Below are 15,835 nucleotides of genomic sequence, written 5' to 3' on the forward strand. Positions count from 1 at the left end.
GCGCTACACGCTCGCCGGGCACGGCCCGGCGGCTATGCGTTGAAACATCTGCTTGCGATAATGACGCGCTGAACACCCCTCTTGCCGCATCCTTGCCGGGATCGCGGCTTTTCTCTTCCCGCGGGAGCTGTGATGGCTGAAGCCGTACGCCACGACAAGACTGCACGCCAACTGCGGATGCTGTCCGATGCACTGGACAGCGGCCGGCTGGGGCCGGTGCGTCGGCTCGTCAACACGCTGGCGCCGGCCGAGATCGGCAACCTGCTCGAATCGCTGCCCCCGGGCAAGCGCGAAGTGGTGTGGGGGCTGGTCGATCCCGAGGACGATGGCGAGGTGCTGGTCCACGTCGGCGAGGAAGTGCGCGAGAGCCTGCTCGCGGACATGGACCCCGACGAAATCATCGCCGCGGTCGAAGACCTGGACATCGATGACCTGGCTGACCTGGTCGAGGACCTGCCCGATACGGTCATCGACGAGGTCCTCAAGTCGATGGACCGCGAGAACCGCGAGCGCCTGGAACAGGTGCTGTCGTATCCCGAGGACAGTGCCGGCCGACTGATGAACCCGGACGTGGTGACCGTGCGCGCCGACGTCAACGTCGACGTGGTGCTGCGCTACCTGCGCCTGCGTGGCGAACTTCCCGACCACACCGATCACCTGTTCGTGGTCAGCCGACGCCACCAGTACCTCGGCCGCGTGTCACTGGCCGCACTGGTCACCCACGAAGACACCACGCCGATCAACCGCCTGATCGACGACGAACAGCCAGCCATCGACGTCGGCGAGAGCGACCAGGAAGTCGCCCGGCAGTTCTCCGATCATGACTGGGTGTCCGCGCCGGTGGTGGACGACAACAACATCCTGCTCGGCCGCATCACCATCGATGACGTGGTGGACATCATCCGTTCGCAGGCCGAGCACCAGGCACTGGGCGCGGCCGGCCTGGACGAGGAAGAGGATCTGTTCTCGCCGATCAAGCGTGCCGTGCGCGGCCGTGTGGTCTGGCTGGGTATCAACCTGTGCACGGCGTTCCTCGCCGCCAGCGTGATCGGCCAGTTCGAACTGACCCTGCAGAAGGTGGTGGCGCTGGCAGTGCTGATGCCGATCGTCGCCGGCGTCGGCGGCAACGCGGCGGTGCAGGTGCTGACCCTGATGGTGCGCGGCATTGCGCTGGGCCAGGTGGGCCAGAGCAATGCGCGCATCCTGCTGTGGAAGGAAGCGCGCGTGGCGCTGATCAACGGCACGCTGATCGGCCTGCTGGTCGGGCTCATCGCGTTCGTGTGGTTCCACAGCATGCTGCTGTCACTGGTGATCACCCTGGCGCTGATCATCAACTTCCTGGCCGCGGCGCTGGCCGGCGTGCTGCTTCCGCTGCTGCTCAAGCGTATGAACGTGGATCCGGCTGTGGCGGGCACCGTGGTGGTGACTGCGGTGACCGACGTGATGGGCTTCTTCAGCTTCCTCGGCCTGGCCACCCTCATCCTGCTGCACTGATTCCCCGCATGGGGTCGGATCCCTGCGCAACAGGGCTCCGACCCCAGCTGCATGACCTTCCGGACGCCACCATGGCAACGACTATTGAAAACTACTTCCAGCCCGGCTGGCGCGAGCAGATGCATACCTGTGCCGCCTGCGAATGGAAAGGCAACGCGCGGGCGATGGTGATGGAGCTGGACGAGGATGCCACCGAGTACGATTGCCCGGTGTGCGAGAACCCGCTGCTGGTGGTGATGCACCCGGACATGGCGCAGGTGCAGGCCGCCGCTGCCGAGGGCAATGCCGAGGCGCAGGAGCAGCTGGACATCATCGCCAGTTTCCCGCGCCCGCAGTGACGCGCTGCACGATGCCCGGCGCACGCCGACGCACTACCATGAAAACGCTTCCAACCCTTGAGGAAACGTCATGGTCCGTCCTTTGCTGCGCTTGCTGCCGCTGCTGTCCCTGCTGATGCTGGCCGCCTGCGCCAGCACGCCCCACAGCGCGCGTGGCCACTTCGAATCCCGTGCGGTGAAGGTGGACGGGCAGACGGCCTACTATCAGGTCTTCATTCCGGCGGTGGCGGCACGCACGCCCGGCTCGCTGCCGGTGGTGCTGTTCCTGCACGGCTCGGGTGAGCGCGGTCGCGATGGCGTCAAGCAGACCCATGCCGGGCTGGGCCCGTACCTGCGCGAACATGCGACCGACTTCCCGGCGCTGGCGGTGTTCCCGCAGGTGCCCGGCGACGAGGAATGGAACGGCCACAACAACCGTGTGGCCGTGGCCGCGCTGGATGCAGCGATCGCTGAGTTCGGTGCCGACCCCGCGCGGCAGTACCTGACCGGCATGTCGATGGGCGGCTACGGCAGCTGGAACATCGCGCTGGACGAACCGCAGCGCTTTGCGGCCATCGTGCCGGTATGCGGTGCGGTGCTTGCTCCGCGCGCGGTACGCCCGACCCTGTTCGTCGAACAGGTGGCGCACGAAGCTGATCCCTATGCGGCGATCGCGCAGCGCCTGCGACAGACGCCGATCTGGATCTTCCACGGCGCGCAGGACGACGTGGTGCACCCGGCCGACGACCGCCGCCTGCACGCTGCGTTCCAGGCAGCCGGCGCGCTCGACGTGCGCTATACCGAATACCCCGACGGCAACCACAACGCGTGGGACGCGACCTACGCCGACCCGGCGATGTGGGCATGGCTGTTCGCGCAGAAGCGCTGACGGCTCGACTACACCCCGGCTGATCTCGTGCCACCATGGTAGATGCCAGCCTTGGTTGGCACGCAGGTGCCCGTGCTGCTCCGCGCACCGCCTTGGTAGATGCCAACCTCGGTTGGCACTGGCCTACCAGAAACAGCGTTGTTCCCTGATATTGCAGACAAGCTGGCCCGGTCATGCTTGTTCAATGCAGAATGTCCGCCTTCTTATCGGTCGCCATTCAAGCGTCGGCTTCTTCTACCTACTCACCACCGTCGTGGACGGCCGCACAAAGGTGTTCCAACGACGCTACGGCAGCGGTCGCTATCCGCGAGTTTCAGAGGCTCGATCAGGAAGGCTTCACCCGCTCCGTTGCCTACGTGGTCATGCCCGACCATATCCACTGGCTGGTCGAACTACGTGCAGGAACGCTTGAGAACGTGATGAAGCGTTTCAAGTCGCGGACCCGCCCAGCAGGTAAACCGATTGCTGGGACGGATCGGGCGCTTGTGGCAAGCCTGCTATCACGATCACGCGATCCGCTCTGATGAATCGCTGTTTCGTCACGCGATGTACGTGATGGGGAATCCGATCAGAGCAGGAATGACCACGCAGCTTGACGGGTATCCCCACGCGTGGTGCGAGTGGGACCTTGCGGGTTCGTGCGACCGGCAGAGATCGATCGTCACGGACCAGTAGTGCCAACCAAGGTTGGCATCTACCAGAGCATTTTGCCGACCCGAGCAGGCGATCAGCCCAGCAGGGTTTCCAGCACGGCCATGCGCACGGCGACGCCGTTGGCGACCTGGCGCAGCACCCACGACTGCGGGCCATCGGCCACGTCGTCGGTCACTTCCACGCCACGGTTGATCGGGCCCGGGTGCAGCACGGCTGCATCCTTGCCGGCGCGGGCCAGGCGTTCGGCATTCAGGCCGTACTGCGCGTGGTACTGCTCCAGCGACGGCACCAGGCCTTCTTCCATGCGCTCGCGCTGCAGGCGCAGCATCATCAGCGCGTCGACGCCTTCCAACATCCCGTCGAAATCATCGCCGACCACGCAGCCCTTCAGGGTCTCGTCGTCGGGCAGCAGCGACTGCGGACCGCACACGCGGATCTCGCCCACGCCCAGCGTGCGCAGTGCATGCAGGTCGGTGCGGGCCACGCGCGAGTGCTTCACGTCGCCGACGATCACGACCTTCAGCCTGGAGAAATCCGGGCCCTTGGCCTGGCGCAGGGTCAGCATGTCCAGCAGGCCCTGGGTCGGGTGCGAGCTGCGGCCGTCGCCGGCATTGACCAGCGCGGTGCCCTCGCCGGCCGCTGCGGCCAGTGCGGCGACCGCGCCGTCATCGGGGTGGCGCACCACGAAGCCGCGCACGCCCATCGCTTCCAGGTTCTTCAGCGTGTCGCAGGCGGTTTCGCCCTTGCGCGTCGACGAGGTGGAGGCATCGAAGTTCAGCACGTCCGCGCCCAGGCGCTGCGCGGCCAGCTGGAACGAGCTGCGGGTGCGGGTGGAAGGTTCGAAGAACAGCGTGCACACCGCCGAGCCGGCCAGCACCTGGCGCTTGTTGCCGACGCGGCCGACGGCGGCATCGCGGATCTGCCCTGCCCGGTCGAGCAGCTGCAGCAGGGTTTCGCGCGGCAGGCCCTCAAGGGTCAGCAGGTGGCGCAGGCGTCCGGAAGCATCGAGTTGCTGGGCAGTCATGGCAGGAGTCGGCAGTCAGGGAATGGGGGTGGCGTCGTCGGGGGACGACAGCCAGCGGTCGATGATCACCGCCGCGGCCACGGCGTCGAGGGCGGCCGCATCACGGCGGCGCTTGCGCCCTTCGGCGCGCTCGACGGCGAAGCGGCGGGCGGCCTCGACCGAGCTGGAACGCTCGTCGATCATCGCCACCGGCAGCTTGAAGCGTTCCCGCAGCTGGCGGGCGAAGCCCTGCGCGCGCTTGCGGTTGGGCTGGTCCTGGCCATCCAGGGTGAGCGGATCGCCCACCACCAGGCCGTCGGGCTTCCATTCCTTGAGCAGGCGCTCGATCGCGGCCCAGTCCGGGCCGTTGCCGTGCACATCGACCACGGCCACCGCGCGCGCATGCGCAGCGAAGGCACTGCCGATGGCCACGCCAATGCGTCGCGAGCCCACGTCGAACCCCAGCACGGTGCCATCGCGGCGGATGGCCGGGGCGGCAGGAACCGGGGCGGGCGCGGCGGGCTCAGACATGGCCGCTGTAATCGGTCAGCCGGAACAGGTCCACGCCGATGCGCGAGGCCGCGCCCTGCCAGCGCTGCTCAAGCGGCAGCTGGAACACCAGCTCGGCATCGGCCGGCACGGTCAGCCAGCTGTTCTCGGCCAGTTCGCTTTCCAGCTGCCCTGCCCCCCAGCCGGCACAGCCCAGGGTGACCACGGCATTGGCCGGGCCCTCACCGCGGGCCATCGCTTCGAGGATGTCGCGCGAGGTGGTCAGGTACAGCCCCTCGCTCACGCGCAGGCTGGAATCCCAGTCGCGCGCGTCGTCGTGGATGACGAAACCGCGCTCGGGATGCACCGGACCGCCGTTGAGGACCACGCGCGCCTGCAGCTCACCATCACCGGTGGTGATGTCCATCTGCGAAAGCACCTCGCCCAGCGTGTATTCGGAAGGCTGGTTGACCAGCACGCCCATGGCCCCGTTCTCGTCATGCTGGCAGATCAGTGCGACGCTGCGGGCAAAGGTCGCGTCGATCAGCGACGGCAGCGCGACGAGCAGGTGATCGGCAAGGGAGGTAGGCATTACAGACATGGCGCCATTCTAGCCGGTGGGCGCCTCCGGCGCCTGCACGCCGCGCATAATGGGACGCCCGCCCGCCAGGAGAACACCTTGTCCGGATACTGCCGCATCGCCCCGGGCCACCCGGTGCATGAGTTCTACCACGCCAATGAATACGGCTTCCCGCAGCGCGACGAGCGCGAGCTGTTCGAGCGGCTGGTGCTGGAAATCAACCAGGCCGGGCTGAGCTGGGAAACCATCCTGAAGAAGCGCGAGGGCTTCCGCGCGGCCTACGATGGCTTCGACGTGGACCGCGTGGCGGCCTATGCCGAGCAGGACATCGAGCGCCTGCTGTCCGACGCCGGCATCATCCGCAACCGTCTGAAGGTGCTGGCCGCCATCCACAACGCGCAGGTGATCCAGCAGCTGCGGGCCAGCCATGGCAGCTTCGCCGCGTGGCTGGACGCGCATCACCCGCGCAGCAAGGCCGACTGGGTGAAGCTGTTCAAGAAGACGTTCCGCTTCACCGGCGGCGAGATCACCGGCGAGTTCCTGATGAGCTTGGGCTACCTGCCCGGCGCGCATGCCGAGGATTGCCCGGTGCATGCGCAGCTGCTGAAGCTTGCCCCACCGTGGGTGCAGGCGGCGGGCCGCTGACGCACATCCGCAGCGGGTCCGGTAGCGCCGGGCCATGCCCGGCGAACGCCGTGTGTGGATTTACACGCCCATGTAACGGCCGGGGCGATGGTTGAACATCAGCACCAGGCTGAGCACCACCGCGCCGATGGCCGAGTACATCACCTTCGACGGCGACAGCACGAAGAACGCGGCCACCATCAGGCAGGCGTCGAAGGACATCTGCACCTTGCCGGCGCTCCAGCCGCGGGTGCGCTGCAGGTACACCGCCAGGATGCCGATACCGCCGAGGCTGGCGCGATGGCGGATGAAGAACAGGATGCCCAGGCCGGACAGCGCGCCACCGACCAGCGCCGAGTACAGCGGCGCGATGTGCGCAAAATCAGCCCAGCGCGGCAGGATGTCGGTGAGCACGCCGCAGGCGGTGACCGCGGCAAAGGTCTTGAGAGTGAATTCCCAGCCCATGCGGCGCACGGCCACCCAGTAGAACGGCAGGTTGACCAGCACGAACACCAGGCCGAAGTTCCAGCCCATGGCGTAGTGCAGCAGGAAGGCCGCGCCGGCCATGCCGCCGATCATCAGCCCGCCCTTGGCGAAGATGGCCAGGCCCAGCGAGGCCACCAGCGTGGCCAGGACCATGCCCTGCACGTCCTCGGCGACCGAGTGGCGCAGCGCTTTTTCGTCGGCGGGGGTGCCGGCGCTGTCCGGGGGCGGGGTCAGCGGACCGGCGGTGACGAGGTGGCCGTCAGCGTCGTCGCACGGCGCCGGGCCATGGGATTGGAGGGACATTCGGGTGGGGACCGCAGGTGGGGAGCGGTATTAGACACGATCCGGGTGACAGTTGCAGATGAAATCGTTCAGTTGGGTTGCCCGCGAACGGCGCAGCCCCTCGTGGCTGGGCGCGACTGCGTAGAGTCGAGCTTGCTCGACTGCGGGTATCCGCGCTTGGCCGGGCAGGGTGGGACCGCGGGACACGCCGTGAACCCATCCATGGGGGCTCGTAGGCGCCATCCATGGCGCCTGCGGTCCCGCGCCCCCACCCCGCCCGGCCTTGGACAGGTTCCTTGCTCGTCCAGCCACGTAAGAGAAAAAGAAGAGCAAGAGCAGAAGCGGGTCGCTGCGCTCGTTGGAGCGGTGGGTCAGCGTTGGGCGTTGAGGTGGTGGGCAACCAGGGCATTGGCATGGCCGTGGCCCAGGCCGTGCCCGGCCTTCAGGTAGCCGACCAGTTCCATGTGTTTGAGGCCCGGCTTCTTCGCGAGCAGGCCCAGCCAGTACGCCACCGGCTGGCCGTAGGTCTTCTCGATGGAGAGGAAATACGAGGCCGGGCCTTTCGGCTGGGTGTCAGTGCTCATGTGCAGCTCCCGTTGAACGTCATTCATTCGACGAACCACAGACACAGGAATCGACATCTCACACGTCCACACAGAATGGGGTCGGAGCCCGTTGCGCAGCAACGGGATCCGACCCCGAGCCGTTCCAGCAGCTCGCGTGAACCTGTCGAAGGCGGGGTGGGTCCGGTTGAGGGGGCGTGAGCCGCATGGATGCGGCGACCGAGCTTACAGGGACGTACTTGCAGCGTCCCCCTCAACCGGACCCACCCCGCCATCCCACGGAAAGCACGCATTTGACGTTGACGTTGCTTCGGCAGGTGCCGGGCGCAGCCCGGCCGTATCATCCCCTCATGCCCCGCGAAAACCTCAACGACCTGCAGGCCTTCGTCCACGTTGCCCGCCAGGGCAGCTTCACCAAGGCCGCCGCCCAGCTCGGCGTCTCCCAGTCCGCCCTCAGCCACGCCATGCGCGGCCTGGAAGAACGCCTCGGCGTGCGCCTTCTCACCCGCACCACCCGCAGCGTGTCCACCACCGAAGCCGGCGCCCGCCTGCTCGATACCCTCGCCCCGCGCCTGGATGAGATCGAGAACGAACTGGCCGCGCTGGCCGAATACCGCGAGCGCCCCGCCGGCACCATCCGCATCAACGCCACCGGACACGCCGCCGAATACCTGGCCTGGCCACGGCTGGCGCCGCTGCTGCAGCAGTACCCCGATCTGAACGTCGAACTGACCGCCGACTACGCACTGGCCGACATCGTTGCCGAGCGCTATGACATCGGCATCCGCCTCGGCGAACGGCTGGCCCGCGACATGGTGGCGGTGCCGATCAGCCCGCCGCTGCGCATGCGCGTGGTCGGTGCGCCCAGCTACTTCCGCCAGCACACCGCGCCGCGGCATCCGCAGGAGCTGGCGGCGCACAACTGCATCACCCTGCGCCTGCCCACCCACGGCGGGCTGATGCCGTGGGATTTCGGCCAGGATGGCAACGAACTGAGCGTGCGCGTCAGCGGCCAGTGGACCTTCAACACCATGGGCATGACCCGCGAAGCCGCACTGGCCGGCAGCGGCCTGGCCTGGCTGCCCGAGGACCAGGTGCTGGCGCTGCTGGAACAGGGCCGCCTGCAGTCAGTGCTGGATGACTGGTGCCCGACCTTCGACGGCTACTACGCCTACTACCCGTCGCGCCGCCACATCAGTGTGGCCATGCGCACGGTGCTGGACGCGCTGCGCGGGCCGATGGGGTGAGGGTCAAGGAGTGCGGACCAACGGTCCGCACCCACCACCACCGGTCCGCACCCACCACAGCACAGATCAGATCAGCCCTTGGCCTGCGCCGCGCGCTGCGCGTTGTAGCGCTCGCCGACGATCGACACTTCTTCCAGCACCTGGGCGATGCGCTGCAGCTCGTCCGTGGACAGCACCAGCTCGGTCGCGGCCAGGTTTTCTTCCAGGCGATGGACCTTGGTGGTACCCGGAATCGGCACGATCCACGGTGCCTGCGCCAGCAGCCAGGCCAGTGCCACCTGCGCCGGGGTCGCGCCACGGGCCGCAGCAATCGTGCCGATGCGATCCACCAGCGCCTGGTTCGCACGGCGCGCTTCCACTTCGAAACGCGGCACGCTGTTGCGGAAATCGTTGTCGCTGAAGGTCGTATCGGCGGTGATGGTGCCGGTCAGGAAGCCGCGGCCGAGCGGACTGAACGGCACGAAGCCGATGCCCAGTTCCTGCAGCGTCGGCAGCAGTTCGCGCTCCGGTTCGCGCCACCACAGCGAGTACTCGCTCTGCACCGCGGCCACCGGCTGCACCGCATGCGCACGGCGCACCGTCGCGGCACTGGCCTCGGACAGGCCGAAGTGGCCGACCTTGCCTTCGGCGATCAGGTCGCGCACGGTGCCGGCCACGTCCTCGATCGGCACGTTCGGGTCCACGCGGTGCTGGTAAAACAGATCGATGTGGTCGGTGCGCAGGCGCTTGAGGCTGGCCTCGGCCACCGCGCGGATGTTTTCCGGGCGGCTGTCCAGGCCGGTATCGGTGCGGGCGTCCTTGAAGCCGAACTTGGTGGCGATCACCAGCTTGTCGCGGTACGGCGCCAGTGACTCGCCCACCAGTGCTTCATTGGTGTACGGACCGTAGACCTCGGCGGTATCGAAAAAGGTCACGCCGCGTTCGACGGCGGCATGCAGCAGGGCGATGCCCTGGCCGTGCTCGACCGGCGGGCCATAGCTGTGGCTCAGGCCCATGCAGCCCAGGCCAAGGGCGGAAACCTTCAGACCACTGCGGCCGAGTTCACGTGTCTGCATCGTCATGCTCCAGAGCGGGAACGACGACGATACGCCCCTACCCCCGCTGGATTGAACGACCTGGATGGCAGTCGGTCATGACTGGATTTCATCAATCCGCGTTACCCATCGCGTAGCCCAGCACGGCCAGCAGCAACACCGCACCACCGGCCAGGGTCAGCAGGATGTGCCAGACACCGAAGCGATCCATGCGCTGCATGTCCACTTTTTCATCATGGTGGTACTGCCGCAGCAGGCTGTTGACCGGCAGTAGCGGCACGAAGCCGAAGAGTGCGATCAAGGCGGCGCCGTTGGGCAGGCGACCGGCGAGGTTGAGCACGAAGAACAGCACGCCCAGCACCGCCGGCGCGAAGGCCAGCTGCCGGCGCCGCGACTGCGCCACGTCGCGCAGGTCACTGAAGCAGAGGAACGACCAGAGCGGCGAAAACAGCGCGCGCGCCCACGGCCACTGCGTCCCACCGGTCTCGCGCTTGATCGCGCGCCAGTTCTGCCAGAACCAGTACATCGGATACAAGCCCATCGACGCCATCGACAGCGCGGCGATCTTCAGGGTGGACGGTGAGTAGTACACCGCTGTGGTGGATGCAGAAAAGCTGACCGGCGCGGTTGGCAACGTCGGTGGACGCGCAGGCACGGCTGCCGGCGCGCGATACGGATCGTGCAAGTCCATGTGCGAATCCTGAGTTGTCGCGCCGGCAGGGTGCCGGCTCCCCCTGTCCCGCGAACGCGGTGACGGTGCGACTATCGCAGAGGCGCAGGAGCGGCGCCAGTGCCACTCAGGCGCGCATGGCCGCCAACTGGTAACGGACCGTGTTGCCCTCCAGCACTATCCACTTTTTCTGTTGCAACTGCTGCACCAGCGCGGCGACTTCAGTGGCAGCCAAGGTCTTCTGGAAGAGGTTGGCGATGGAGTTCTGCAGGGCCACCCTGGAGGCAGGCCGGGCTTTGTCCTGTCGCACCAGCCAATCGCGCACGTGCATCAACCGCGCATCCGGCAGCACCGTTTTCGCTGCGGGCAACGCAGGTACGCCAGCGCTCTGCCGCGCTTGGCGAAACGCCCCTGGCTGCCAACCCCTGCATGGCCTCGGCCACATCCATGCTGATGCGCGCCTGCGATGCACCAACAAACACCAGAACCGTGAACCCCGGTGCCGCCAGTTCCTTCAGGGATGGCGGCTGCATGTTCTCGAAACCAATCAGCACCACGTTGCGGGCCAACGGCATGTCCATATGCAATCCCCTGTAACAGTCCCCCTAGCCGGGAGCCCATGCGGCTGTAGGTCAACGAACCTCTGAAATCTCCACGCCATCCAGCCCCTGCGACAGGGTGCGCGCATCGCCGCCCTGGCTGAGCTTGATGCGCAGGCGCACTTCGTTCTGCGAATCGGCGTAACGCAGCGCGTCCTCGTAGCTGATCTCACCGGCCTGGTACAGCTCGAACAGGCTCTGGTCGAAGGTCTTCATGCCCAGCTCGACGGACTCCTTCATCAGTTCCTTGAGCTTGTGGATCTCGCCGTCGCGGATGTAGTCCTGCACCAGCGGCGTGCCCAGCAGGATCTCCATCGCGACCTTGCGCGAACGGCCATCGGGCGAAGGAACGAGCTGCTGCGCGACCACGCCCTTGAGGTTCAGCGACAGATCCATCAGCAGCTGGTTGCGGCGGTCTTCCGGGAAGAAGTTGATGATGCGGTCCATCGCCTGGTTGGCGTTGTTGGCATGCAGGGTACACAGCACCAGGTGGCCGGTTTCGGCGAAGGCGATGGCGTGGTCCATGCCCTCGCGGGTACGCACCTCGCCGATCATGATCACGTCCGGCGCCTGGCGCAGGGTGTTCTTCAGGGCGGCTTCCCAGCTGTCGGTATCGATGCCGACTTCACGCTGGGTGATGATGCAGCCCTCGTGCTTGTGCACGAACTCGATCGGGTCTTCGATGGTGATGATGTGGCCGGTCGAGTTCTGGTTGCGGTAACCGATCATTGCCGCCAGCGAGGTCGACTTGCCGGTACCGGTGGCACCGACGAAGAGGATGATGCCGCGCTTGGTCATCGCCAGCGTCTTGATGATCGGCGGCAGGCTCAGTTCTTCCACAGTGGGGATGCGCGTTTCAATACGGCGCAGCACCATGCCGACCTGGTTGCGCTGGTAGAAGCAGCTCACGCGGAAACGGCCGACACCGGACAGACCGATGGCGAAGTTGCACTCGTGGGTCTTCTCGAATTCCTCGCGCTGCGCCGGGGTCATCACGTTGAGGACCAGGTCGCGGCTCTGCTGCGGGGTCAGCGGCGTCTGCGTGATCGGCGAGATCTTGCCGTTGACCTTGATCGCCGGCGGCATGCCCGCGGTGATGAACAGGTCCGAGGCGCGCTGGTGCGCCATAAGCTTGAGGAACGAGGTGAAATCGATGGTGCTGGCGGTACTGGCGGTGCTGTTCATGGCGGGCTCCCAATGGGCGTTTGCCAGAGATCGGTCGGTGGACAGGACATCGCGGGACAGCGGCATGCATGCGCACCGCCCCACCGTTGCCTCGCCTTACTCGAACAGACGCTTGTCCTTGGCGTACTCGCGGGCCTGGTTGCGGGTGATCAGGCTGCGCTTGACCAGGTCCTGCAGGTGCTGGTCCAGGGTCATCATTCCGTACTGCTGGCCGGTCTGGATGGCCGAGTACATCTGCGCGACCTTGTCCTCGCGGATCAGGTTGCGGATGGCCGGGGTGCCGACCATGATTTCCCACGCCGCGGTACGGCCGCCGCCGACCTTCTTCAGCAGCGCCTGCGAGATGACCGCGCGCAGCGATTCGGACAGCATCGAGCGCACCATCGGCTTTTCGCCGGCCGGGAACACGTCGATGATACGGTCGATGGTCTTGGCCGCCGAGCTGGTGTGCAGGGTGCCGAACACCAGGTGGCCGGTTTCCGCGGCGGTCAGCGCCAGGCGGATGGTTTCCAGGTCACGGAGTTCGCCCACCAGGATGATGTCCGGATCCTCACGCAGTGCCGAGCGCAGTGCTTCGTTGAAGCCGTGCGTATCGCGGTGCACTTCGCGCTGGTTGATCAGGCACTTCTGCGAGGTGTGCACGAATTCGATCGGATCCTCGACGGTGAGGATGTGGCCGTATTCGTTCTTGTTGATGTAGTCGATCATCGCCGCCAGCGTGGTCGACTTGCCCGAACCGGTCGGGCCGGTCACCAGGATCAGGCCCTGCGGCTGCTGGATCACCTCGCGGAACAGCGGCGGGCAGGCCAGGTCCTCCAGGGTCAGCACCTCGGACGGAATGGTACGGAACACCGCACCGGCGCCGCGGTTCTGGTTGAAGGCGTTGACACGGAAGCGAGCCAGCGACGGAATCTCGAAGGAGAAGTCGACTTCGAGGAATTCCTCGTAATCGCGCCGTTGCTTGTCGGACATGATGTCGTACACCAGCGCATGGACCTGCTTGTGGTCCAGGGCCGGGATGTTGATCCGGCGAACATCGCCGTCCACGCGGATCATCGGCGGCAGGCCTGCAGACAGGTGCAGGTCGGACGCTTTGTTCTTTACGGAAAACGCCAACAGCTCGGCGATATCCATGAGCGGCTACTCCCCAATAACGGCTTCGACTGGAAGGATCTTTCCCCTGGCGGCAGTATAGCCTCCTGTCACACTGGAACGCGTTACGTGGCCACTGCCCTGCCCGAGATCCTGAGCAACCTGCACAACGCCGCCGAGGCCGCCGGGCGGCCACCGCCGCGCCTGCTGGCGGTTTCCAAGACCCAGCCGGCCGAGGCCGTGGCCACCCTGGCCGCGCAGGGCCAGCGCGCCTTCGGCGAAAACTACGTGCAGGAAGCCCTGGCCAAGATGCAGGCGCTGCAGGCGCTGGGGCTGGAATGGCACCTGATCGGCCACCTGCAGTCGAACAAGGCCGAGGCCGTGGCCAGCCACTTCGACTGGGTGCAGAGCGTGGACCGGCCGAAGCTGGTAGCGGCCCTGGCCCGCCATCGCCCGGCCGGGCGTGCGCCGTTGAACGTGCTCATCCAGATCAACATCGATGATGAATCCAGCAAGCACGGGTGTGCGCCGCAGGACGTGGACGCGCTGGCCGCGGCCATCGGCGCCGAGCCCACGCTGTGCCTGCGCGGGCTGATGGCCATTCCCGCGCCGTGGCCGGAGGCCGAGCGCCGTCGCGATGCCTTCGTGCGCATGCGCACACTTTTTGACTCGTTGGCCGCGCGCCATCCGCAGGTGGACACCCTGTCGATGGGCATGAGCAGCGACTACGCCGAGGCCATCGCCGAAGGTGCCACCCTGGTGCGCATCGGCACCGCCCTGTTCGGTGCGCGTCCGCGCCCGGCCTGAACCAAGGAACTCCCGCATGACAGTTGAATCGATCACCTTCATCGGCGGCGGCAACATGGCCCGCAGCCTGATTGCCGGGCTGGTCCGCCAGGGCGTGCCGGCGGCGCAGATCCACGTGGCCGAGCCGGTGGCCGCGCTGCGCGAGTCACTGGCCGCCGATTTCGGCGTGCAGACCCACGAAACGGCCGCCGCTGCCGCCGCGCAGGGCCAGACCTGGCTGCTGGCAGTGAAACCGCAGGTGCTGCGCGAGGTCTGCCAGTCGCTGCAGGCGCTGGCCCAGGCGCAGGCACCGCTGGTGGTGTCGATTGCCGCGGGCATCACCAGCGCGCAGCTGCAGCGCTGGCTGGGCGGTGCGCTGCCGGTGGTGCGCGCGATGCCCAACACCCCTGCCCTGCTCGGCGCCGGCGTGACCGGCCTGTATGCAACGGCGGCGGTGGATGCGCAGCAGCGGGCGCAGGCTGATCGCGTGCTGGCCAGCGCCGGGCGCACGGTGTGGATTGATGACGAGGCGCTGATGGATTCGGTGACCGCCGTGTCCGGCAGCGGCCCGGCGTACGTGTTCCTGCTGGCCGAAGCGATGGAGGCGGCCGGCATTGCGCAGGGCCTGCCGGCCGACGCCGCCCGCGCGCTGGTGGTGCAGACCCTGCTGGGCGCGTCGCGGATGCTGGACGAAGCCGGCGAAAGCCCGGCCGAACTGCGGCGCCGGGTGACCTCGCCCAACGGCACCACCCAGGCGGCAATCGAGAGCTTCCAGGCCGATGGTTTCGAGGCGCTGGTGGACAAGGCACTGCAGGCGGCGCAGCAGCGCGGGCGGCAGTTATCGGCGGCCAATGATTGATCGCGATGTGTGATGTCGTGCCGACCAACGGTCGGCACCTACCGTAATGCGTCGTCAACGCGCCAATGTGGCCATGACGAAATCGATGAAGCACTGCAGTCGCGGGCGCGGGCGTCGGTCCGGCAGGTAGATCAGATGCATCGGCCGCGGCTCCGGCACGTATCCGCGCAACAGCGGCTTCAGGCGCCCGGCCGCGATGTCCGCCGCCAGCAACGCCGTCGGCTGCAGGATCAATCCGGCACCGGCCACCGCCGCTTCACGCAGCGCGTAGCCATCGTTGCTGGTCAACCGTGCATCCCAATCGACCTGTTCGCCATTGGCCAGCTGCCAGCCATGGCCGCCGCGCCAGGCCAGATGGCTCAGGCAGTCATGTCCGGCCAGGTCGGCCGGCGTCCGTGGCGTGCCGCGCCGGCGCAGGTAGGCCGGCGACGCACACAGGCTCATTGCATACGGCGGCAGCGGGCGCGCCACCAGTTCCTGCGAGGGCAGCGGCCCGACCCGGATCGCCGCATCGAAGCCATCTTCGATCAGGTCCACCCGGCGGTTGCTGAGGTCCAGTTCGATATCCAGCAGCGGCTGCGCGCGCAGCAGGCCCGACAGCAACGGCGCCAGCACGCAGCTGCCCCAGGTGGTGGGCGCACTGATCCGCAGCAGGCCCTGCGGTTGCCGCTGCAGTCCGGCGACATCGGCCTCGGCCTGCTGCACCTGTTCCAGCACCTGCCGGCAGCCGGCCAGGTAGGCCGCGCCCGCCTCGGTCAGCCGCTGGTGTCGGGTGTTCCGCTGCAGCAGCGCGGTGCCCAGGTGCGCCTCCAGCTGCTGGATGTATTTGCCGGCCATCACTGCCGACACCTGCAGCTGCACGGCAGCCGCCGCGAAGCTGCCGTGCTCGGCCACGGCCACGAAGGCCTGCATGCAGCGCAAGGTATCCATTACTAACTCTTGGTTAGGAATATGCGAATCATACGCCGCTTACCAAACCCAT

The 15,835-nt window shown here is 67.1% G+C and carries 19 protein-coding genes; 8 read left to right on the forward strand and 11 right to left on the reverse strand.

The window, feature by feature from the left end:
* Nucleotides 1–132 precede the first annotated feature (132 nt).
* The 4 genes from mgtE (at nt 133) to NQ204_RS08255 (ending at nt 3,224) form a co-directional block, all read left to right on the forward strand.
* Complete coding sequence (mgtE, locus tag NQ204_RS08240) at nt 133–1,494, forward strand: magnesium transporter (protein WP_116862974.1); 1,362 nt, start codon at nt 133–135, stop codon at nt 1,492–1,494.
* A gap of 71 nt (nt 1,495–1,565) precedes the next feature.
* Nucleotides 1,566–1,832: a hypothetical protein gene (locus tag NQ204_RS08245; RefSeq protein WP_116862973.1), complete on the forward strand. Its 267-nt coding sequence runs from the start codon at nt 1,566–1,568 to the stop codon at nt 1,830–1,832.
* A 70-nt stretch (nt 1,833–1,902) separates the two neighbouring features.
* On the forward strand, nt 1,903–2,700 hold the full coding sequence (locus tag NQ204_RS08250) for a carboxylesterase family protein (RefSeq protein ID WP_256643553.1): 798 nt from the start codon (nt 1,903–1,905) through the stop codon (nt 2,698–2,700).
* 191 nt (nt 2,701–2,891) lie between these two features.
* Nucleotides 2,892–3,224 (forward strand): hypothetical protein, encoded by a 333-nt coding sequence (locus NQ204_RS08255; RefSeq protein WP_343238470.1) that lies wholly within the window; start codon nt 2,892–2,894, stop codon nt 3,222–3,224.
* A gap of 203 nt (nt 3,225–3,427) precedes the next feature.
* On the opposite strand, the gene NQ204_RS08260 is transcribed toward NQ204_RS08255, so the two are convergent.
* From NQ204_RS08260 to NQ204_RS08270, 3 genes are read right to left on the reverse strand one after another with little or no spacing between them, the layout of a single operon-like run.
* Complete coding sequence (locus NQ204_RS08260; protein ID WP_256643554.1) at nt 3,428–4,378, reverse strand: aspartate carbamoyltransferase catalytic subunit; 951 nt, start codon at nt 4,376–4,378, stop codon at nt 3,428–3,430.
* 15 nt (nt 4,379–4,393) lie between these two features.
* Entirely contained in the window at nt 4,394–4,888 is a 495-nt protein-coding gene (gene ruvX, locus NQ204_RS08265; protein WP_256643555.1) for a Holliday junction resolvase RuvX, read from the reverse strand.
* Nucleotides 4,881–5,447, reverse strand: a complete 567-nt coding sequence (locus NQ204_RS08270) for a YqgE/AlgH family protein (RefSeq protein WP_116862969.1) — start codon at nt 5,445–5,447, stop codon at nt 4,881–4,883. The genes ruvX and NQ204_RS08270 overlap by 8 nt, the downstream gene beginning before the upstream one ends.
* A gap of 78 nt (nt 5,448–5,525) precedes the next feature.
* Here NQ204_RS08270 and NQ204_RS08275 point away from each other — a divergent pair, with 78 nt between their 5' ends.
* Nucleotides 5,526–6,071 (forward strand): DNA-3-methyladenine glycosylase I, encoded by a 546-nt coding sequence (locus tag NQ204_RS08275; protein ID WP_116862968.1) that lies wholly within the window; start codon nt 5,526–5,528, stop codon nt 6,069–6,071.
* Nucleotides 6,072–6,131: 60 nt separating this feature from the next.
* Here NQ204_RS08275 and NQ204_RS08280 read toward each other — a convergent pair whose 3' ends face one another.
* Together NQ204_RS08280 and NQ204_RS08285 are read right to left on the reverse strand one after the other, a co-directional pair.
* Nucleotides 6,132–6,839 carry a YitT family protein gene (locus tag NQ204_RS08280; RefSeq protein WP_108768023.1) on the reverse strand — a complete coding sequence of 236 codons (708 nt, stop codon included), beginning with the start codon at nt 6,837–6,839 and terminating at the stop codon, nt 6,132–6,134.
* Nucleotides 6,840–7,189: 350 nt separating this feature from the next.
* Complete coding sequence (locus tag NQ204_RS08285; protein WP_256643556.1) at nt 7,190–7,402, reverse strand: DUF4287 domain-containing protein; 213 nt, start codon at nt 7,400–7,402, stop codon at nt 7,190–7,192.
* Between the two features lie 329 nt (nt 7,403–7,731).
* Here NQ204_RS08285 and NQ204_RS08290 point away from each other — a divergent pair, with 329 nt between their 5' ends.
* Complete coding sequence (locus NQ204_RS08290) at nt 7,732–8,628, forward strand: LysR family transcriptional regulator (protein ID WP_116864783.1); 897 nt, start codon at nt 7,732–7,734, stop codon at nt 8,626–8,628.
* A 71-nt stretch (nt 8,629–8,699) separates the two neighbouring features.
* Here the strand turns inward: NQ204_RS08290 and NQ204_RS08295 are convergent, their stop codons facing one another.
* The 5 genes from NQ204_RS08295 to NQ204_RS08315 all read right to left on the reverse strand — a co-directional run bounded on the left by NQ204_RS08295 (nt 8,700) and on the right by NQ204_RS08315 (nt 13,250).
* Entirely contained in the window at nt 8,700–9,683 is a 984-nt protein-coding gene (locus tag NQ204_RS08295; protein ID WP_116864782.1) for an aldo/keto reductase, read from the reverse strand.
* Between the two features lie 91 nt (nt 9,684–9,774).
* Nucleotides 9,775–10,353, reverse strand: a complete 579-nt coding sequence (locus tag NQ204_RS08300) for a hypothetical protein (protein WP_133249440.1) — start codon at nt 10,351–10,353, stop codon at nt 9,775–9,777.
* A gap of 106 nt (nt 10,354–10,459) precedes the next feature.
* Nucleotides 10,460–10,663, reverse strand: a complete 204-nt coding sequence (locus tag NQ204_RS08305; RefSeq protein WP_133249439.1) for a hypothetical protein — start codon at nt 10,661–10,663, stop codon at nt 10,460–10,462.
* Between the two features lie 301 nt (nt 10,664–10,964).
* Complete coding sequence (locus NQ204_RS08310) at nt 10,965–12,116, reverse strand: PilT/PilU family type 4a pilus ATPase (protein ID WP_116864779.1); 1,152 nt, start codon at nt 12,114–12,116, stop codon at nt 10,965–10,967.
* Nucleotides 12,117–12,212: 96 nt separating this feature from the next.
* On the reverse strand, nt 12,213–13,250 hold the full coding sequence (locus NQ204_RS08315) for a type IV pilus twitching motility protein PilT (RefSeq protein ID WP_004147099.1): 1,038 nt from the start codon (nt 13,248–13,250) through the stop codon (nt 12,213–12,215).
* A gap of 87 nt (nt 13,251–13,337) precedes the next feature.
* Between NQ204_RS08315 and NQ204_RS08320 the strand changes: the two genes are divergently transcribed.
* Together NQ204_RS08320 and proC are read left to right on the forward strand one after the other, a co-directional pair.
* Complete coding sequence (locus tag NQ204_RS08320) at nt 13,338–14,015, forward strand: YggS family pyridoxal phosphate-dependent enzyme (protein WP_256643557.1); 678 nt, start codon at nt 13,338–13,340, stop codon at nt 14,013–14,015.
* Nucleotides 14,016–14,031: 16 nt separating this feature from the next.
* The gene (gene proC / locus NQ204_RS08325; protein ID WP_116864777.1) at nt 14,032–14,853 is read left to right on the forward strand and encodes a pyrroline-5-carboxylate reductase; all 822 of its coding nucleotides are present in this window, start codon (nt 14,032–14,034) and stop codon (nt 14,851–14,853) included.
* Between the two features lie 54 nt (nt 14,854–14,907).
* Here the strand turns inward: proC and NQ204_RS08330 are convergent, their stop codons facing one another.
* The gene (locus tag NQ204_RS08330) at nt 14,908–15,783 is read right to left on the reverse strand and encodes a LysR family transcriptional regulator (RefSeq protein ID WP_116864776.1); all 876 of its coding nucleotides are present in this window, start codon (nt 15,781–15,783) and stop codon (nt 14,908–14,910) included.
* Nucleotides 15,784–15,835: the final 52 nt, after the last annotated feature.

Origin of the sequence: Stenotrophomonas testudinis (assembly GCF_024499815.1) — a bacterium.
GTDB lineage: Bacteria > Pseudomonadota > Gammaproteobacteria > Xanthomonadales > Xanthomonadaceae > Stenotrophomonas.